The organism is Thermopirellula anaerolimosa, assembly GCF_054657335.1.
Genome location: NZ_BAAHYX010000006.1, coordinates 1,330,964 through 1,350,291, shown reverse-complemented (window position 1 = coordinate 1,350,291; position 19,328 = coordinate 1,330,964). Strand labels below are relative to the sequence as shown.

Below are 19,328 nucleotides of genomic sequence, written 5' to 3'. Positions count from 1 at the left end.
TAAAACGGTCATCCGTGTATTGTAACGGATTTAGGCCGTGAAATATCAAGGATATTCTTGCCGCCCGTCGAATTGAGGCGGAGATCAATCCTTAACTTATTTATCCAAAAGTATTTATGGCTTTGTCTCCGCCGATGGACTGGAAATTGCTAAACTAACACCCCGCGAAGTTGTGCCGCAACATCGCGGGCCGTCTTTGGCGGCGTCCTGGGAGTCATTCGATTCATCATTTCCGCTGGAAGATGGGGAGCGGAACGGAGGCTTGCAATGGAACGTTGCGAAGACGGGTGCGGGAACCGAGTCAGCGGTTTTATCGGCGGGCGCCGTGTTCAGCCTTTCAAAGGTATTCGCATTGTGCTCGCTGCCGCCGGCGGCCTGGCTTTGCTGATTTTGGCCGCCGTCGTTGGGTGCGGCAAATCGGAAAACGTAGTTACGCTACTCAATGTATCCTACGACCCCACGCGAGAACTGTATCAGGAGATCGACCGGCTTTTCGCCGAGCGAATGTTGCGGGAAACCGGCATTCGCGTCGAGGTCCGACAATCCCACGGCGGGTCGGGAAAGCAGTCTCGCGCGGTCATCGACGGACTGGAGGCCGACGTGGTGACTTTGGCCGTCGCCTCGGATATCGACGCCATCGCGGAATTGCGGGGCTGGATCCGCCGCGATTGGCGGGAGCAACTCGCCAACAATAGTTGCCCTTACACGTCGACGATCGTCTTTCTGGTTCGTAAAGGAAACCCGAAGGGTATTCGAGATTGGGACGATTTGACGCGGGACGACGTGGAGGTGGTGACGCCGAACCCGAAGACGTCGGGCGGCGCGCGTTGGAACTATCTGGCGGCGTGGGGGTTCGCGCTGAAACGCTCGTTGGGGTCTTGGGACAAGCTCCGCGACCCGAGCGCGGCCGAAGAAGTCGCCAAGGCCCGGCAGGAAGCGCGCGAGTTCGTGAAGCGAATCTTCGGTCGTGTTTCCGTGATGGATACGGGCGCTCGCGCGGCGACCAACACCTTCGTAAACCGGGGCATCGGCGACGTACTCATTGCCTGGGAAAACGAGGCGCTTCTGGCCGTCAAGGAGTTGGGGGCGGATCGGCTCGAGATGGTGCTGCCTTCCGTCAGCATCTTGGCGGAACCTCCCGTCGCGGTCGTCGATGCGGTGGTCGATCGCCGGGGCACGCGAAAACTTGCCGAAGCGTACTTGAAGTTCCTGTACGAACCGGACTCGCAGCGCATCATCGCCAAGCATTACTTCCGTCCGTCGGATTCCGCAGTGGCGGAGGAATTCCGGGACCGTTTTCCCGCCTTGGAACTTTTTACCGTGGACGAAGTCTTCGGCGGTTGGGCGCAAGCCAAGAAAGAGCACTTCGACGACGGCGGCAGCTTCGACCAAATCATGAACGCCCAACCGTAAGGGATGCACGATGCATGCGCGATCGACCAATCGAGGCGTGTTGCCGGGTCTGGGCTTGAGCCTGGGAGTCACGCTCGCCTATTTGGGAGTGATGCTGCTCCTGCCCTGGGCGGCGCTGATCGCATTCATGGCCTCAGGCGATTGGCACGCGATCGGGTCCACGCTCCGGGAGCCACGGGTTTGGGCGGCGGTGCGACTGAGTTTCATCACCGCGCTGGTTGCCGCCCTGCTCACCGGGGTCATGGGGTTTTTGACGGCCTGGGTGCTGGTCCGCTATCGTTTTCCCTTTCGAAGGTGGTTGGACGGGTTGATCGATCTCCCGTTCGCGCTGCCGACGGCGGTGTCCGGCATCGCGCTGACCACTCTCTTCGCCCCCAACGGTTGGATCGGGCGACTGCTGGAGCCGGTGGGAATCCACGTGGCTTACACGCCGGTAGGTATTGTGATCGCGCTCATGTTCATCGGACTGCCCTTCGTGGTACGGACGCTGCAACCGGCCATTGAAGATTTGGATCCGGCCATGGAAGAAGCGGCCGCCTGTCTGGGCGCCGGGCGTTGGGCGACCTTCCGACGCGTGGTATTCCCTTCCCTATTCCCCGCCGTGGTGACCGGCGCCACCCTCGCTTTCGCCCGCGGGTTGGGGGAATACGGATCGGTCATCTTCATTGCGGGCAATCTGCCGATGAAGACGGAAATCGCTCCGCTTTTGATCGTGATCAAGTTGGAGGAATACGACTACCAGGGCGCGGCGACCCTAGCGGTCTTGATGTCCGCCTTGTCTTTGCTGACGCTGTGGGGCATCAACCGCTTTCAAGCGAGGGTCGAGGCCTATCGCTACGGGGAGGCCGCGGCATGAGCCTTCCTGTCGTGGAAAACCAACCGTTCAGCGAACGGCGAGAAGCGGCGTCTCCCGGCCAAGGATGGTCGCGCGGGCCTGATGGGGAAACGGAAGGAGGCGGTCGATTGCTCCACGGGGCCTTGATTGCGGTGGTCGTTTGCTTTCTTTCGGCCTTTTTGATCCTGCCTTTGGCGGTGGTGTTCAGCGAGGCTTTGCGACACGGTTGGAGGGCCTATGCGGCGGCGATTACGGAACCGGAAGCCCTGGCCGCCGTGCGACTCACCTTGCTGGCCACGGTGTGGGCCTTACTGCTGAACACGGTGTTCGGGTTGTTCGCGGCCTGGTGTTTGGGCAAGCACCGCTTCCGGGGACGCAATATTCTCATTTCTTTGATCGATTTACCGTTTGCCGTTTCACCCGTCGTGGCCGGGCTTCTGCTGGTCATGTTGTTCGGACGCCATTCCTGGCTGGGCGGGATGTTCGGACGATGGGGGATCGAGATTATTTTTGCGGTACCGGGCATTGTGCTGGCCACGGCGTTCGTGACCTTGCCGATGATCGCGCGGGAATTGATTCCGATCATGGAATCGCAAGGGACGGAGGAGGAAGAGGCCGCACGACTGCTGGGCGCTAACGGCTTGCAGATATTTTGGCACGTGACCCTGCCGAACATCCGCTGGGCTTTGCTTTACGGGATTGTGCTTTGTACGGCCCGGGCCATGGGGGAATTCGGGGCGGTGTCCGTGGTGTCCGGCCACATTCGCGGTCTGACCACCACGCTGCCGCTGCATGTGGAGATTCTTTACAACGAGTATCGCTTTTCCGCGGCCTTTGCGACGGCGTCGCTGCTGACCATCGCGGCTTTGGTATCCTTGGTCTCGAAGAGAATTATGGAACGGGCCTTCGAGTCGGATCGCCGACCGAACACGCCCCGATCGCGACGAAAGAGCATGCCATGAAGATCGAGATTCGCAATTTATCGAAGACGTTTGGGAATTTTCGGGCGTTGGATCGAGTCTCCTTGAACATCGAGTCGGGGCGCCTGGTGGCCCTGCTGGGGCCTTCCGGGTCGGGAAAGACGACGCTGCTGCGCATCATTGCCGGATTGGAAAACCCGGATCCCGACGGGGGCGCGGTTCTATTCGACGGTCGTGATGTGAGTTCGCACTCGCCGCGCCGACGCGAAGTGGGATTCGTGTTCCAGCACTACGCCCTGTTCCGACACATGACGGTATTCGAAAACATCGCCTTCGGTCTCCGCGTGCGGCGCCGCCAATTGGGCCTCTCCGATCAAGCCATCGCCGATCGCGTCACCACCCTTTTGCGATTGATTCAGCTCGAAAACATGAGTCGCCGCTATCCGCATCAACTCTCGGGAGGACAGCGGCAGCGTGTGGCCCTGGCGCGGGCCTTGGCGGTAGAACCTAGAGTCCTGCTGCTCGATGAACCGTTCGGGGCCTTGGACGCCAAGGTTCGGGGGCAACTCCGGGCGTGGTTGCGAAGATTGCATGACGAGATCGGATTGACCAGCGTATTCGTCACGCACGATCAAGACGAGGCCTTAGAGTTGGCCGACGAAGTGGTAGTGATGAGTGACGGGCGGATCGAGCAAGTCGGTTCGCCCGAGGACGTGTACAATCGTCCCAAAACGGCCTTTGTCACGGAGTTTGTCGGGGCGGTCAACCGTTTTGCCGGGCGACGTGTTGGGGAGCGCATCGTCTTCGGTACGGCCGATGCCGCCGTGCCGGACGCAGCGACGCAGCGTGCCGTCGTCTTCGTTCGTCCCCACGAATTCGTTCTCGGCGGCGATCCGGACGCGGGCGGCTTTTGGGCGAAGATTCTTCGCGTGCATGCCGCGGGCGCTCGGGAGAGGCTTTGGTTGCAGGCCGAATCGGGCGAGATCTTTACGGCGGAATTGGGGAACGGCGAAGAACCGCCCCTCGATCGGGCTTTAGGCGAGCGGGTCTTCGTGCGACCGAAGAATTTTCGCTCTTTTCCCGCGGACGACTCCCGCCTCGGTGCCGCCGGTTAGGTGACCTTTTCTGTTCGGAACAATTGCGGAAGCGTTTTCGGCGGCTTAGCGCGGTGAATTCCGCGCCGCCTGTCCGTGTCCGCTTCGGCGCCGTGAACCGGAACCCTCCGTAGTTGCGTAATCATCTTGAGTTGCGTCATAATAATGATCCGCTCCGAACGGGGTATCGCCTCGGGGCGGTGTGGGAAATGATGGCTTTTTCTTGGTCCCAACCTCGGTTCACGACATGCAGAGTGCGCCAGGCCCCTTGGCCGAGTTGCTGAAGGAAGACCCGCGTTACAAGCTGGACGCCTACCTCTTTGTCTTTCGCGCTATCGATTACGCGCGGCAAATGGGGTTCGGCAAGGCTGCGCCCAGTGAACCTCTATTCGATGAAGACGAAGGCGAGGAAGAGGAACCGCATCAGCACGTGACCGGTCAGGAGCTATGCCTGGCCGCGCGCGATTACGCGTTCGAGCAATACGGCTATCTGGCCCGGGCCGTTCTGAACAGTTGGGGCATCCACACGACCGGCGACATCGGCGAAATCGTCTACAATCTCATCCGGATCGGGATGATGCGAAAAACTCGCGAGGACCGCCGCGAGGATTTCGACGACGTTTACGATTTCGACGAGGCGTTCGAGCGAGGCTTTCGCATATCGGTTTCGGGGAGCAAGGACGTCGAGGAATAGCTTGCCGAGGAGCGACCTATGGTAGGCCCCGCTGAGGGTCCGCTTGCCGAAGCCTCGCAATCGACGAACGGTCCGGGCAAGGAGCACGGCAGGTATCGGCCAAGCGCTGTTCAACGCATTCTCCTTGTTTTGTCGCTGCTGTTGTGGTTGGCCTGGATGGCCTTTCTTGTGACCCTGGCCGTTCGTGGCTGACCTCTGCGGTGTTCGGACCGGAGCGATCGGCTTGGGTCGCGCGGCGTGCTCGGAAGCCTGGAACCCGGAGAGCTTGACGGTCGATCGCCCGGCCTCTAAACTTCGTATGATATCTGCGTATATGTGCAGATAAGCAGCAAAGGGAACAGAGAACATGGAGGAGTCGGCCGGTAAGCTCAAGGCCCTGGGGGACCCCACGCGTCTGCGTGTGGCCGTGCTATTGGCCGCGCGAGGCGAAGTCTGCGTGTGCCATTTGGCGGAGGCTTTGGGGGAGGAGCAGTTCAAGATATCGCGCCATCTGGCGGTGATGCGGGCGCATGGTCTGGTCGAGGTGCGCCGGGAAGGGGTTTGGAAGCACTACCGCCTTGCCCGGGCGACGACGCCGTTCGATGCCGCGACGCTGCGACTGTTGCGGGCTTGCCTAAAGCAGAATTCGGCGTTTCAGGCCGACTTGGCGTGCCTCGACGAGGTGCAGCGTCGCGACGGCATCGCTGTGTGTCCAGGACGTCGTGGGGCGATTCGCAGGAACGCAACCCGTTGCGAGAAACGCTCCAAGGCTCGACCGAACGCCTGATCACGCGGCGGCGATGCGGCTGCGACGTCCGGCGGAGGGAGTTGCTCAGGTCGAGCGGTTCCCGCTCTCTCTTTCAGTTTTCACTGCTGCCTGAAAAGAGTGCGTGACGTAATCTCGCCGGCGCGAAGCGTCGCCTTCCGTCGCCGAGATCGCACGCGAGGTTTATGATTTTGACCTCGATTTGGGGGAAAGGTGGAATGGCCGAAAACGCAGCCTTGCAATCCGGGGAACGTAAGCGACTTAACGTCTTTGACCGATTCTTGACAGTTTGGGTCGCCGTCTGCATGGTGCTGGGGGTGTGGCTGGGGCGGGCGTTTCCGGGCCTGACCGACGCCCTGCGGCATATGGAGTTCGGCGAGGGAAGCCAGATCAACGTGCCGATCGCCGTGCTCATCTGGTTGATGATCGTTCCCATGATGATGAAGATCGACTTCTCGTCGGTCGTGGGCGTCTCGCGGCGTCCCAAGGGGTTGCTGATTACTCTGTTCGTGAACTGGTTGGTCAAACCGTTCAGTATGTTTCTGCTGGGGTCGCTGTTCTTCCAGTATCTCTTTCTACCTTGGATCGGTCCGGACTTGGCCAAGCAATACACCGCCGGCGTGATCATCCTGGCGGCGGCGCCTTGTACGGCCATGGTGTTCGTGTGGAGTTACTTGACCGACGGCGACTCGGCTTACACGCTGGTGCAGGTGGCCGTCAATGACCTCATCATGCTGGTCTTGTTCGCGCCCATCGTCGGCTTCTTGGTGGGCGTGTCGGGGTTGGCCGTTCCTTTCCAGGTCCTTTTAATGTCGGTCGTGGTCTTTATCGTGGTTCCGCTTTCCATTGGGGTGATTACCCGGACTAGCCTAATCCGGGCCAAGGGTCGGGAATGGTTCGAAAAGGCATTCCTGCCGCGGTTTCAGCCCGTCGCCATCACGGCCTTGCTGGCCACGCTGATTTTGATCTTCGCCTTCCAAGCCGACAATATATTGAACAATTGGTTGCACGTGTTATTGATTGCGGTTCCGATTTTGATTCAGGTGTACTTCAACTCCTCGTTGACGTACGGGTTGATGTGGCTGTTCAAGGTGCCGCACAACGTGGCCGCGCCGGGCGCTCTGATCGGCGCCAGCAACTTCTTCGAATTGGCGGTTGCCACGGCGATCGCCCTGTACGGCCCCGGTTCCGGAGCGGCCCTGGCGACGGTGGTCGGCGTGTTGGTGGAGGTGCCCGTCATGCTGTCCGTCTGCGCGGCCTGCAACCGCACTCGCGGTTGGTTTCCCGCCCCGTCGACCGCCTGAGGTCGAACGAGCGACGTGCCCGTTCGGGCGGGGAGATGCTTCGCGGCGCGTACGTCGCCGTGCACTCGGGTTGCCGGGGAGGCAACGGTCTCCGAACCGTCTCCGCGTCAGGGGTGTACTTCAACGATCTTGGCCGTCCATTGCGGCTTCAAACTTTCCAATCGCAGGTCGGACCACGCCGCCCAATCGCCCACCGAGTTGTCGGCCGGGCCGACGTCGGCCATGACCTTGATGCGGATGCGCTTGCCGGCCCATTGGGAGAGGTCCGCCTCCATCGGTTCCCACGCGTGACGGGTCCATTGCCGTTCGGCGACGACGGTTTCCGTGCCGTCATCGGCGACGACGGCGATGCGAAACAGAATGCCGTCGCCGGGATCGCTGCCGTCACCCTTGCCGATTAGGCAGCGGAAGGCGAGCGGTTGCGCGGGAAGCTCAACGGGATCGAAAACCGCATAGGTGTATCCCACGCCGCGCTGGTAGGGCGGATGCATGAACAGCGACGGGCGAGCGACGCCACCGCAACTCGTGTCGGTAAGGTATGCGTGGGCGCCGCTGCCGCTTTGAAACGGTCCCTCGTCGTTGCCCCGACGGCATTCCCCGGCGGAGAATCTTTGGAAAACGGCGGGCAGGCGCACGATACCCTGCTCGATCTTGCATTGCCACGTCTTTTCGAATTGCAAGGGGCCGACGATCACGCGGAGCAGGATATCGCGAACCTCCTCGTGATCCAACGTCCAGGCGTGCGGCTCGCGATAGTGCCACGGCTTTTCCGCTTCCAGCCGCGGCCCAACTTGCCTGCCGTTCCATTCCACGACGCCGGGACCGTAACGGGCGGGGAATCGCGGCGTCAGCCGCAACTCGCAGCGGTCATCGAATGTCAGCCGAGCATCGACCATGGGAATCACATCGAAGTCGATCCAGGCGTCTTCGAAGGATTGCCATAGATGGGCACCGATCGCGGCATCCTCGGGGACTTTCCACGAATATTCCGCCTTGCCGCGGATGGTGACGGTTTCACCGGGCACCACTTGAATCCTCGGGCAATCGAGGCTGCGCGGCACCTCTTGGCGAGCGGAGACGACGTAGCTGAAGGCCTTGGGAACGGGCAAGATGTAAAGCAGTCCGCGACTGAGGCGGGTCTCAGCGGGACCCAACTCAACCCCTTCTTCGTCGAGCGCCGTCACGTCGGCCGATCGACCGTCCAGTCCGATGGCGAATTCGCGGCAGGCGCCCACGGGGATGACCTCGAACCGGTCCTGCCCCCGTTTGTGGGCGATCAATTGCCCGTCGCAGGCCGCCTTGGGAAATCGGGTGAATCGGCCGCGACCGTCCGCGTACACGTAGGCAGGCGAGTCCACGTAATCAACGCGGCGTCCCTCCGCCAGGGCGCTGTAGGCCAGTAGTTGGCCGTCGTCGCTTCGTGCCAGCCAACCGTTGGGCGGCAGAACCATGCCGTCGACCTCCCAATCCTCCTTGGGATGTCCGTTGACACTGACCGTCAGGCCGTTGGAATAGCGGGTTCGAATTTGCGACCGTTCGAAGGCCCCCGTCGCCACGGCGGTCGAACTATCCAACAGCTTGCCGTCTCGGTCGGCATAGCGGATGTCTTCCGCGACGGCTTGAGCGTAGGCGGCGTGAACCTGTTGCAGATTGAAATAGCTGCGTGCGGCGGTCGGTATTCCACCGTCCAGGACCAGGAATCCCGTGTGGCCGAACGCCAGCGTCGCCGCGAGGAACCTGTCGAGGCGGGTCTCACGCTCTTCCGCCGTTTTCCCCAATCCCGCATTGCCGAAAAACATGCCCGGGTTGCCCATCCCGAAATTGCAACACAAAGGATGTAACTTGCGGAGGTCGAAGTCCGCCAACCACGGACGCTCGCTGAGGTGCGCCAATTGATCCTGTCCGTAGTTGCCGTCGGTAAGGCCGCAGTAGTACCAATGGTTGTTGCCTTCGCTGTATACCGGGCCGTTCCAGGTTTGCTTTTGATGCAGCATGATTTCGCCGTAGGCGTAGAACGTGGCGGCGAACGTGCCGGCGCCGGGCACGCGGGCATCGTAATCCACGTAACTCCAAGGCCGAACCGCCGTATGGACGTCGCAATATGCCGTGTCGAGTTGAAACTTCTGCTGGATGATCGGGGCCAGGCGAGCCTCGAATTCCACGGCCCGCGCCGGTTTGGGGTTGTAACAGCGCGGCCAAGCGGTTTGCCAATTGCCGTCGGAAAGTCGCGTCACCATGTCCTCGTGCCAGAACTCGTTGACCGGCGCGAAGTCGGTATAGTTGTTGTAGATGCCGTAGCGAAAACCGAGGGCGCGCACCTTGCGGGCGTATTCCGCTTGCCCCTCGTCGCCGCCTTTACCCGGTGCGGCCCGGGTGCGAAACGTGAAACTCTCCCCGCCGTCCCTCCAGCCCGTCTCGTGGTCCGTGATGACAACCTTCGTCATGCCGTAACGGGCGAGTTGTTTCCATAGGGCATAGTCTTTTTCTCGATCCGAAGCCCCGTGGGCGATCCAAAGCCGTTCACCGGCTACATGCATCCACGGCGATCGGGGATTGGGGATATTCGGCAGGACCTCCTCGAATCGAGAGGAGACCGTCAGAAACAGTCGTTCGAAGCAGTCGTTGCGTTTGCCGTCGGTCTTGGGTAAGTAGCGGGAACCGCCGTTGTACGTGACGCCGTCGCGACCCACACGATTGGCCGCCCAAAGCGCCGAGGCGTTCGAGCGATAATAATCCATGATTCCAAACAGGAACACGGGCTGATCCTCGGGACCGGCAACCACGACGGCGGGACGCTCCTCGTCGCAGGTGAGATACGGGAGCGTGACCAGACGCGGATTCGTCAAGCCCACGGCGCGACCGAATTGGAATTGTTCGACTCGACCGCCGCGGCAAGCGACGTCCACCACCAGGGATTTTTGCCAAAGCCGAAACGCGTACTCTACCACGGCGCTCTGATTCCCCAACGGCATCCGCCATTTTGCCGTCACCGTGTCGCCCGTGCGTTCGCAAGACAGCAACTCGGCGGCGAGAGAGGCTCCCTCCTGCGCCTGTCCGGCCCTGGGAGATGCAGGTCCGGATTCGTCTTGGGCGAACACCACGGCACCGTCAACCATCGGTTGGAATCGGACGCGACCGGTCGATCCGTCGGATGTCGCGGCCTCGGCGGGCTTGGGTTCCCATGTCGCCGTGATATCCGATAGTGTTCCCGTTCGAGGGAGGTAGCGGTATTCGAGACGCCCATCCGAGCCTTGATAGACGAAGACGAAGGCCTCGCCGTCTTGCTCCATATGAACCGTGTAGTCGGCGGTCAGATTGTCGGGCAACAGCGTTTCCTCGCGGTTGGGAAACGGGAGCGTGCCCGGTCCGATGTTCGTGCCGACGGGCTGATCGGTCGGCAGCGTGAGGTTCCTGCGGGGTCGCGGTTCGAAGGTCAACGGCGGCAATTCCTCTCGATAAACGGATAGGTTGTCGAAGTGCAGTTCGCGATCCTCGCTGTTGCGTCCTCGGGTAACCTCGATCGCTGCGAGCCTAGCGCCGCTTTTGAGGGCGGCCTGTTGATCCGGCGACAATTTGCGGTGCATCAGCCACCATTCCCGCCAATGGACGGTTCCCATCGATACCCGAATGGTCTGATCCTGGCTGGTGCGAAACAGAAGCGTGATTTCGACGGGCGGCGTGCTAGGGTCGGGCACCCACGACCAATTGTTTCCGTAAACCCAAAAATTGACGCAATCGAATCCGTCGGGCAGGGCGATGGGTTGGGGTGGGCGAATTACGATGCGAGGCGTCGTTCCCGTGCCGCGATAGGTCAACGTTCCCACAAACCGTCCCCACAGTTGTTGCCTTCGCGTCCGCGAGAATGAGGCTTCCGCGTCGTTGCACTCGACGGTCCACCCCTCCGGATTCTCGAAGTCGATCAAGGCGGGGTGATCGTCCTCCGTCCGTCCCGCCCAGTCCATTTCGTATGGCCGCACGCCGACAACCTCCTCGCCGGTCGCGGCGGTTAAAGACATCCACAACCAGACTGCAACGATCGGCAAGGCTCGCATGGCGGTACCTTTGGGATTGGTTTCATCGAAGGGGAATCAAAGAAGGCCGGCGGCAAATTCCGGCAAGCACTGGAATCGGATCATAAGGCTCCGAACATTCGCCTGCAAGCACAAAGAAAGCTCTTGCCTTAAAGGTCTGTGGAATTAATCCGCGATGCAGCAACCAGTCGAGCGGGCTAGCCTTTTCCTCTCCGCAAGTTGGACGCTTGAGAACGGCGGAGCGAGGCTTTACAATCTTGCCTACCTGGAGGGAGCGTGCCGCCGATCCGCGGTGATGGATGGTGAAAGCCGCCGGAATATGTAAAGCTGAGGTCGGCACACAGCGGCATACCGCGAACTCGGCTTGCCGCCGAGCTCTCCGTCCGCCTTGAAACCGTGTCGTCCCCCAACGATTGTAGCTCTCCCTTTCTTTCGGAACCGAGGCCATGTCAACACCCAAGCCGATTCCTTCGCAAGCACTTGCATGTTCCTCGCAGGCTTCTCCGGGTTGCTGCGATTCCAAAACCGACCGATGCGGCGGACTCGTCACGCGTCGGACCTTTTTGGAACGCGGGATTCAAGCCGGCGCGGCCGCAGCCATTCTCTCCGGTACGCCGCGCTGGGCCGTGGCCGGACCGTTTGAGCCGAGTGACACCGCCGACCATTTCGTGCCCGCCGACAAAAAACTGCAACCGGAGTGGATCGCTCGATTGTTCGAACGCGGTGAGCGAACTTGGTATTCCGGCAAGGATTTGGACAAGATCGCCATGCCGATAGGGGGAATCTGCGCCGGCCAACTCTACCTCTCCGGAGACGGGCGGTTGACGCATTGGGACATCTTCAACAAGACGGCGTTCAGCGGATACGGCGCCGACAATTATCAGAAGAATCCGGCCCCGAACTACCCTGTGCTGCAAGGTTTCGCACTGGCCGTGCGTCAAGGCGACGCTATTCGGCGGACTCCCCTCGATCGCACCGGTTTTCCCGGCGTTCGCTTCAACGGCGAATATCCTGTGGCGTGGGTGGAGTATCCGGACTCGGCGCTGCCCGTCAGTGTGACGCTGCAAGCCTTTTCGCCCTTCATTCCGCTCAATGAAGAGGATTCCGCGCTTCCCGCTACGCTGCTCACCTACACGGTTCGAAATGTCTCGCAAGACGCGATCGAATTGACCTTGGGCGGTTGGCTGGAAAATGCCGTCGCGTGCCATTCCTCCGCGTGGTTCTTCGGCAAACGGAAGGCGGATTTCGCGCGGCGCGGAACAAGCGGTCGAATCCGGTTCAGCGTGGAACCCTCACCCCCGCCTGCCGGTCTGCGGGAACCGAGGGTCTTGGCCGATTTCGAGGGCGCCGACTACGGCGATTGGAAGGTGGAAGGCGAGGCGTTCGGCACGGCCCCGGCGAAGGGCACGCTTCCCAATCAGCAGGAGGTCAGCGGGTTCGCCGGGAAGGGCTTGGTAAACTCGTTTCTCGGCGGAGATCAACCGCAAGGCAGGCTTGTTTCGCCGCCTTTCGTCGTGGACCGGCGATTCCTGAGCTTTCTCATCGGCGGCGGAAACCACGCGGACAAAACGTGCATCAATCTGCTGGTGGACGGTCGAGTGGTTCGCACGGCGGTCGGAGAAAACCGCGAAAAACTGGAATGGCGAAACTGGGATGTTCGTGAGTTCGAGGGCAAAACCGCCCAGATCGAGATCGTGGATCGCGAGTCGGGCGGGTGGGGGCACATCAATATCGACCAGATCGAATTGCGCGACGACCCGAGGTCTGCGCCGGGCGGTCCTCTTGAGACGCAACCCGACTTCGGCGCCATGACGTTGGCCGCAATCGATGTTACCGTGGATGGGCGACCCGTCGACGCCGAACTCTTGGGTGCCGCGTGGCGAGAGCAAGGCGATCCGCTCTCCCGCTTGTTCGAGGCCGACGCGCTGCCGCAAGGAGTCGGCGTCCTGCCGGAGGAACTGCCGCTCGGCGAAAAACAGGTCGGCGGCTTGGCCTATCGACTCGAACTTCAACCGGGGGAAACGGCGCAACTGACCTTCGCCATCGCGTGGCATTTTCCGCATCGTCCGGAACACGGGAATTACTACGCGGTGCGATTCCCCGACGTCGACGCCGTGTGCGATTATCTTGAGGCCCATTTGGGACGCTTGAAGGAACAGACTTTGAAGTGGCATGAGATCTGGTACGAGACGAGTACCCTACCGCGGTGGCTGATGGATCGTTTGCTCTCCACCGCCTCGACGTTGGCGACCGGGACGTGCCAGTGGTGGGCCAACGGTCGCTTTTGGGCCTGGGAGGGAGTAGGATGCTGCCACGGCACGTGCGCCCACGTGTGGAGCTACGAGCACACGATGGCCCGCTTGTTTCCGCGACTGGAGCGATCGGTCCGCGAAATGCAGGATTTCAACCCGGAGGCGGGTTTCGACGAGAAGACGGGCGCCGTGCGATTTCGCGGCGAGGGGTGGGCGATTTGGGCGGGCGACTCGCAGGGCGGCACGGTACTGAAGGCCTATCGCGAGCACCAATGTTCCAAGGACGCCGCTTTTCTCCGAAACAATTGGCCGCGGATCAAGAAGTGCCTCGAATTCTTGTTCGCGCAAGACGGCAACAACGACGGTCTCATCGAAGGCGAGCAGCACAATACGTACGACATCAACTTTTTCGGCCCCAACACGATGATCGGCTCGCTCTATTTGGCGGCGTGTCGCGCAGCCGAGGAGATGGCCAAAGAACTCGGAGATGAGGCCTTCGCCGAGAAGTGCCGACGCGTGTACGAGGCGGGACGCGAAGCTACCATGCGGGAGTTGTTCAACGGCGAATACTTCATTCAGAAAGTCGATCTGAACCGACACCCTAAGCACCAGTACGCCGACGGATGCCTGTCGGACCAACTCTTCGGCCAAGGTTGGGCGCACCTGGTCGGATTGGGTTACGTCTACCCGTCGGAGGCGGTCCGGTCCGCTTTGAAGGCGATTTGGACATACAACTGGGCGCCGGACGTGGGGCCTCAGAATCAAGCCCATCCGCCGCAGCGCTGGTTTGCCCGCCCCGGTCAAGCCGGCCTTTTCACGTGCACGTGGCCCAAATCGAAGCACCTGGGACCGGACAGCGTTCTCTACCGCGACGAGATTTGGACGGGGATCGAATATCAAGTGGCGGGCAACATGGTGTGGGACGGCATGGTGACCGAGGCCCTGGCCATTTGCCGCGGCATTCACGAACGCTACCATCCCTCGAGCCACAATCCCTGGAATGAGGTCGAGTGCGGCGACCACTATGCCCGAGGCATGGCGTCGCACGGAGTATTCCTCGCGCTCTGCGGTTTCGAATATCACGGACCGAATTCGCACCTGGGATTCGCACCCAAGTTGAATCCGGAGCGATTCCGCGCCCCGTTCACCGCGGCGGAAGGCTGGGGAACGATCGAGCAGCGCCGCGCGGACGGGCGTCAGGAAAACGCCGTAACAGTGTTGTGGGGGCGCGTCAGCGTGAAAACTTTGGCGCTCGAGTTCCCTACGGAAGCCCCCGTGATGGCGACCGTGCGGAAACGATCCGGGGAAACGGTCGTCGAGTTGCCCGGCGCCGTCGATCGTCGCGGCGATCGCGTGGTCATCACTCTTGGACGCGAGGCGACGTTGGAAGCGGGTGAGACGTTGGAGGTGACGCTTGCGTGATCGCTTTGCTGCGTGCGAACAGTCACGCGGCGGCGCAATAAGTCAAAAGCGTTCGCGGATGGTCGCCGGCGGACGTTGCATGGCGGAAGATGGTGGAGCGGGACGTTGGACGCGACCCGTCGCCGATGGAGTTGGTCGAAAGATCGACATGGATTTTAGGAGGTAAAAATGAAAGCAACCGCGGTTATGGGGGTTTTGGCGGCGTTACTGATGGTCGGACCGGTGTGGGGGCAGGGCGCGACCTACACCTACAGCGACCTTGTCATGCAAATGGTCGACCCGCGCGCCCCCGCGGTCCTACCGCCCGACGGCGAGTCCTGCAAACAGTGGTCCAGTTGGGATCGCGCCAGTCGCTACGACGAGGCGACCGGGAAGTACGTGAATTGGGACGCCAATGGCGACGGCGGCGGGATCATCCGCGAGGAAGACGGCCTTCAGGTGATGGCGGAAATGGAGGGGCCGGGCTGCATCTGGCGGATATGGTCCGCTTTGCCCCAGGATGGCCGCGTTAAAATCTACCTGGACGGTAACGCGGAACCGGTGGTGGATCTGCCGTTCAAACAGTACTTTTCCGGCGACACCGCACCCTTCAATTTCCCGGAGCTTTCCTACGCTTTGGAGAAATTCGGTTGTCGCGGGCAAAATCTCTATCTGCCCATTCCGTATCAAAAGTCTTGCAAGATCGTGGCCGAAAAAGGCTGGGGCGCATATTACCAGTTCGTGTATCGCACCTTTCCCAAGGGAACCACGGTGCCGACCTTCAGCCCTACCCTTGTCGCGCAGCATGCCGAGTTGCTGGGCAAGGTGCATAAGTTCTTCGAGGAAAAGATGGGCGAGTTGCCGCCGGTCTATGCCGGGAAGGAATTGGAGGCGAACGGCGGTCGACTGGTGTTAGCTCCCGGCGAGGCCCAGGTCATGGAATTGACGGGGCCCCGCGCGATCGTCGCGATCAAAGGCAAGGTCTCTACGGGCGAGGATCGTGAAGACGAAATGGCGGCCATGCGCCGCGTCGTATTGAGCATCACGTGGGACGGGCAATCGGCGCCGGCCGTGTGGTGTCCGGTGGGAGACTTCTTCGGTACAGCCCCCGGGATCAATCTATACAAAGGTTTTCTGACGGGAATGACGGAAGAGGGCGGGTACGCCTATTGGTACATGCCCTTCGCTCGCAGCGCCAAGATCGAAGTCCGCAACGAGGATGAGAAGTCGCGGACGATCGACTATGAAATCGTCAGCATGCCTTTGGAATCGGTCGAGAACCTCGGCTATTTCCACTGCAAATGGCATCGGGATACGTTCGAGACGCCCGCCGACCGTTGGCCGGATTGGTCGCTCTTGCGGACCGAGGGGCGCGGTCGTTTTCTCGGTGTGATGCTGCACGTTTGGAACCCCGTGGGGGGCTGGTGGGGCGAGGGGGACGAGAAGTTCTTCGTGGACGGCGAGAAGTATCCCTCGACATTCGGAACCGGTTCGGAAGACTACTTCGGCTACGCCTGGTGCGATCCCCATCTGTTCCAGCGCGCCTATCACGGCCAGACCATGACGCAGAACAACAAGGGACATCAGTCGGTCTATCGGTGGCACTTGGTCGATAACATTCCGTTCCACACCTCCTTCGACGGTTATATCGAGAAGTATTTCAAGACCGAGGAAAAGGGTACGGAATACGCGGCCACGGTGTGCTGGTATTTGGACGGTCAAGGGCGGGACCCGTACGCTCCGGTACCGGTGGAAGATCGCCACGGCTATTACGTCAAGCGTCCGGCGACGGCGGGGGGATTCCGCATCTTGAACGAACCGATGGGCAACGTCCAGACGCAGGACTTGCGGCACTTCGGCGCGGGCAAGTGGACCCGTGACGACCATCTTTGGTGGACCGATGCCCGACCCGGGCACGTCCTCGAAGTCGGCTTCAACGCCGAACACGCCGGCAAGCACAAGGTCGGCGTGATCCTCACCAAGGCCCGGGATTACGGGATTGTGCAGTTGTCCGTGAACGGCCAAAAGGCCGGCGAACCGATCGATTTGTACAATCCGGAGGTGATCCGGACGGACGTGATTCCCCTCGGCGAGTTCGACTTGAAGCAAGGGGAAAACGTGCTGAAGATCGAAATCGTAGGAGCCAACGACGCAGCGGTGAAGTCCTATATGTTCGGGCTGGACGAGGTCGTGCTGGAACCGGTCCGTTGACGCCGATGAGGCAGTCTGCGGCTTCGCAGCGCTGAAGCAAAATGGCCCGCCTTTGCGAGTCACGCCGTCCGCGCCGTTGGGCCGCTGGGAAGTGCGTCAAAGGTGGTGTTTTCCTCGCAGATGGAAACGCTTGCTTGCGTTGCACGCCCGGATTATGCTTGCGTTCGAGTTTGTTGATCCTTCCGCAGGCCGGTCGGTTTTCCGTTGAGACGGCCGGCTTGCCCTTCCCGCCGGTTTTTGGGAGACATTTCCATGCATCGCCGAAGAACTTCGCGAAGAACATTCCTGGGCACCAGCGCCGCCGCCGTCGGTGCCTGTTGGATACTGCCGTCGTGGGCCGAATCCCCGAATGAAAAGCTGAACGTCGCGGTTGTGGGCGTGGCGAATCGAGGCGGGGCCAATCTGGCCGGCGTCTCGTCTGAAAACATCGTGGCGCTGTGCGACGTGGATGCGAATTACTTGGCCGCGGCGGCCAAGAATCACCCGCAGGCCAAGTTGTACCGGGATTTCCGCCGGATGCTGGACGAGGTGCAAAACTCGATCGACGCAGTGGTCGTCAGTACGCCGGATCATACGCACGCACCACCCGCTGCGGCGGCTATGAGCCTCGGCAAACATTGCTACTGCGAAAAGCCGCTCACGCACTGCGTGTACGAAACCCGCGTGCTCACCGAATTGGCCGTCAAGAATCGTTTGGCGACGCAATTGGGAACGCAAATCCATGCGGGCGACAACTATCGTCGGGTGGTGGAGCTTGTGCAAGCGGGCGTAATCGGCCCCATTTCGGAAGTGCATGTGTGGTCCGCTGCGAGCTATAGCGGAGGGGATCGCCCGACCGATACTCCCCCCGTCCCTGAATATTTGGATTGGGATTTGTGGTTGGGTCCCGCTCCGTATCGACCCTATCACCCGGCTTACGTGCCGTTCCGGTGGCGAGGCTGGAAGGATTTCGGTAATGGAGGGTTGGGGGATTTCTTCTGCCACTATTGCGATCTCGCCTTTTGGGCGCTGGACTTGCGCTACCCGCTGACGGTGGAAGCGGAGGGGCCGCCGCCGCATCCGGACAGCACTCCGCCCTGGCTGATCGTGCGTTACGAGTTTCCGGCACGCGGTGATCTTCCGCCGGTCAAGCTGACGTGGTACGACGGCGGCAAACGACCTCCGCTGCAAGCCGAGGCGGGTTTGCCGGATTGGGCCTCCGCCGTGCTGTTCGTCGGCGAAAAAGGGATGCTCTTGGCCGACTACGGCAGGCGCGTGCTGTGGCCCGAAGAGAAGTTCGCCGATTTCACCCCGCCGCCGCAGACCATTCCGGCTTCCATCGGCCATCATCAGGAATGGATCGAGGCCTGCAAGGGACGCGGTACGACGACGTGCCGATTCGAGTATTCGGGTCCGCTCACCGAGGCCGCCCTCTTGGGCACGGTTGCGTACCGCACCGGGCGAAAGATCGAATGGGATGCGCAAAACCTGAAAGCCATCGGTTGCCCCGAGGCCGATCCGTGGATCCATACGCCCTATCGTGAAGGATGGAAATTGTGATCAGTGCTGCGGCGCGAAGGTCGGCGGCTTGGTTCCTTGCGCTGGGATGTACTTGGATTGGAATGCTTGCGGGAGAGGGGATCGCTCGCGACGCCGCGTCCGATTCTCCCTCTCCTCCCGCGGCATTTACCCCGACCGACCAATATCACGAAGAGTTCGTGGTCGGGCGGCGCGTCTTGGTCCACCCCGGTCTATATCAAGACGCCGCGCTCTGGGAACGGGTCCGGCAATCCTTGCGCGAACAACTCGAAGAGATCGACCGTGTTTTGCCCCCGGAAGCCCTGGAAAAGGTCCGCGGCCTGACGATCTGGGCAGAATTGGATGCCAATCCTCGCGGCGGCATGGTATATCATCCGAGTCGAGAGTGGCTGGCGTCTCACGGCGTCAACCCCGACAAAGCCAAGGGCATCGAAATCTCGAGCGCTCACAACTTTTTGGCATGGCGCAAGGCCCAACCTTGTATGGTGCTGCACGAAACCGCGCACGCCTACCATGACCAAGTGTTGCCGGGCGGTTACGGCAATCGGCGCATCCGTGAGGCCTTCGAGCGGGCGTCGAAGGCGGGCTTGTACGATGAAGTGAAATACGTCCAAGGCTCCACCAAACGGGCATACGCCATTAAGAACCCGATGGAGTTCTTCGCCGAGAATACGGAGGCCTTTTTCGGGCGGAATGACTTCTACCCGTTCGATCGCGAAGAGTTACGGCGGCACGATCCCGAGACTTATCGGATGATCGCGGAATTGTGGGGAGTTCCGCTACCGGAACAGGAAAGCATGTCCGACTCGCAATGACTTCGGACCCGCGAGCGGACCGGCGCTTTGAGACCGTCGGCCCGAAGTGCGGGGTGCGGTCGCTGTTTCGATGTGTTTTTGCACGGTCCGTACGA

The 19,328-nt window shown here is 61.1% G+C and carries 13 protein-coding genes; 12 read left to right on the top strand and 1 reads right to left on the bottom strand.

Translation table 11 applies throughout. From position 1 onward, the window contains the following. The first annotated feature begins 267 nt into the window (after window positions 1–267). The 8 genes from ACYQ6J_RS10965 (at window position 268) to arsB (ending at window position 7,005) form a co-directional block, all read left to right on the top strand. On the top strand, window positions 268–1,413 hold the full coding sequence (locus ACYQ6J_RS10965) for a sulfate ABC transporter substrate-binding protein (protein WP_460184228.1): 1,146 nt from the start codon (window positions 268–270) through the stop codon (window positions 1,411–1,413). Window positions 1,414–1,423: 10 nt separating this feature from the next. Beyond that, window positions 1,424–2,269 (top strand): sulfate ABC transporter permease subunit CysT, encoded by an 846-nt coding sequence (gene cysT, locus ACYQ6J_RS10960; protein WP_460184227.1) that lies wholly within the window; start codon window positions 1,424–1,426, stop codon window positions 2,267–2,269. Further along, complete coding sequence (gene cysW / locus ACYQ6J_RS10955) at window positions 2,266–3,210, top strand: sulfate ABC transporter permease subunit CysW (protein WP_460184226.1); 945 nt, start codon at window positions 2,266–2,268, stop codon at window positions 3,208–3,210. Before cysT ends, cysW begins: the two co-directional genes overlap by 4 nt. After that, window positions 3,207–4,283 (top strand): sulfate/molybdate ABC transporter ATP-binding protein, encoded by a 1,077-nt coding sequence (locus ACYQ6J_RS10950; RefSeq protein WP_460184225.1) that lies wholly within the window; start codon window positions 3,207–3,209, stop codon window positions 4,281–4,283. Before cysW ends, ACYQ6J_RS10950 begins: the two co-directional genes overlap by 4 nt. Window positions 4,284–4,509: 226 nt before the next feature. Further along, entirely contained in the window at window positions 4,510–4,956 is a 447-nt protein-coding gene (locus ACYQ6J_RS10945; RefSeq protein ID WP_460184224.1) for a Minf_1886 family protein, read from the top strand. 18 nt (window positions 4,957–4,974) lie between these two features. Beyond that, the gene (locus ACYQ6J_RS10940; RefSeq protein WP_460184223.1) at window positions 4,975–5,148 is read left to right on the top strand and encodes a hypothetical protein; all 174 of its coding nucleotides are present in this window, start codon (window positions 4,975–4,977) and stop codon (window positions 5,146–5,148) included. Window positions 5,149–5,302: 154 nt separating this feature from the next. Next, the gene (locus tag ACYQ6J_RS10935; RefSeq protein ID WP_460184222.1) at window positions 5,303–5,722 is read left to right on the top strand and encodes an ArsR/SmtB family transcription factor; all 420 of its coding nucleotides are present in this window, start codon (window positions 5,303–5,305) and stop codon (window positions 5,720–5,722) included. Window positions 5,723–5,919: 197 nt separating this feature from the next. Beyond that, entirely contained in the window at window positions 5,920–7,005 is a 1,086-nt protein-coding gene (gene arsB, locus ACYQ6J_RS10930) for an ACR3 family arsenite efflux transporter (RefSeq protein WP_460184221.1), read from the top strand. A 107-nt stretch (window positions 7,006–7,112) separates the two neighbouring features. Here the strand turns inward: arsB and ACYQ6J_RS10925 are convergent, their stop codons facing one another. After that, on the bottom strand, window positions 7,113–10,982 hold the full coding sequence (locus tag ACYQ6J_RS10925) for a hypothetical protein (RefSeq protein WP_460184220.1): 3,870 nt from the start codon (window positions 10,980–10,982) through the stop codon (window positions 7,113–7,115). Between the two features lie 500 nt (window positions 10,983–11,482). Here ACYQ6J_RS10925 and ACYQ6J_RS10920 point away from each other — a divergent pair, with 500 nt between their 5' ends. The 4 genes from ACYQ6J_RS10920 to ACYQ6J_RS10905 all read left to right on the top strand — a co-directional run bounded on the left by ACYQ6J_RS10920 (window position 11,483) and on the right by ACYQ6J_RS10905 (window position 19,233). Beyond that, window positions 11,483–14,710, top strand: a complete 3,228-nt coding sequence (locus tag ACYQ6J_RS10920) for a GH116 family glycosyl hydrolase (RefSeq protein ID WP_460184219.1) — start codon at window positions 11,483–11,485, stop codon at window positions 14,708–14,710. 168 nt (window positions 14,711–14,878) lie between these two features. Beyond that, on the top strand, window positions 14,879–16,900 hold the full coding sequence (locus ACYQ6J_RS10915) for a glycoside hydrolase family 172 protein (protein WP_460184218.1): 2,022 nt from the start codon (window positions 14,879–14,881) through the stop codon (window positions 16,898–16,900). A gap of 252 nt (window positions 16,901–17,152) precedes the next feature. Next, window positions 17,153–18,439, top strand: a complete 1,287-nt coding sequence (locus ACYQ6J_RS10910; protein ID WP_460184217.1) for a Gfo/Idh/MocA family protein — start codon at window positions 17,153–17,155, stop codon at window positions 18,437–18,439. Further along, on the top strand, window positions 18,436–19,233 hold the full coding sequence (locus tag ACYQ6J_RS10905; RefSeq protein WP_460184216.1) for a M90 metallopeptidase family protein: 798 nt from the start codon (window positions 18,436–18,438) through the stop codon (window positions 19,231–19,233). The genes ACYQ6J_RS10910 and ACYQ6J_RS10905 overlap by 4 nt, the downstream gene beginning before the upstream one ends. Window positions 19,234–19,328: the final 95 nt, after the last annotated feature.

Coding starts and splice junctions, on each gene's coding strand:
- ACYQ6J_RS10965 (WP_460184228.1), top strand. CDS start 268: ATGGAACGTTGCGAAGACGGGTGCGGGAACCGAGTCAGCGGTTTTATC.
- cysT (WP_460184227.1), top strand. CDS start 1,424: ATGCATGCGCGATCGACCAATCGAGGCGTGTTGCCGGGTCTGGGCTTG.
- cysW (WP_460184226.1), top strand. CDS start 2,266: ATGAGCCTTCCTGTCGTGGAAAACCAACCGTTCAGCGAACGGCGAGAA.
- ACYQ6J_RS10950 (WP_460184225.1), top strand. CDS start 3,207: ATGAAGATCGAGATTCGCAATTTATCGAAGACGTTTGGGAATTTTCGG.
- ACYQ6J_RS10945 (WP_460184224.1), top strand. CDS start 4,510: ATGCAGAGTGCGCCAGGCCCCTTGGCCGAGTTGCTGAAGGAAGACCCG.
- ACYQ6J_RS10940 (WP_460184223.1), top strand. CDS start 4,975: ATGGTAGGCCCCGCTGAGGGTCCGCTTGCCGAAGCCTCGCAATCGACG.
- ACYQ6J_RS10935 (WP_460184222.1), top strand. CDS start 5,303: ATGGAGGAGTCGGCCGGTAAGCTCAAGGCCCTGGGGGACCCCACGCGT.
- arsB (WP_460184221.1), top strand. CDS start 5,920: ATGGCCGAAAACGCAGCCTTGCAATCCGGGGAACGTAAGCGACTTAAC.
- ACYQ6J_RS10920 (WP_460184219.1), top strand. CDS start 11,483: ATGTCAACACCCAAGCCGATTCCTTCGCAAGCACTTGCATGTTCCTCG.
- ACYQ6J_RS10915 (WP_460184218.1), top strand. CDS start 14,879: ATGAAAGCAACCGCGGTTATGGGGGTTTTGGCGGCGTTACTGATGGTC.
- ACYQ6J_RS10910 (WP_460184217.1), top strand. CDS start 17,153: ATGCATCGCCGAAGAACTTCGCGAAGAACATTCCTGGGCACCAGCGCC.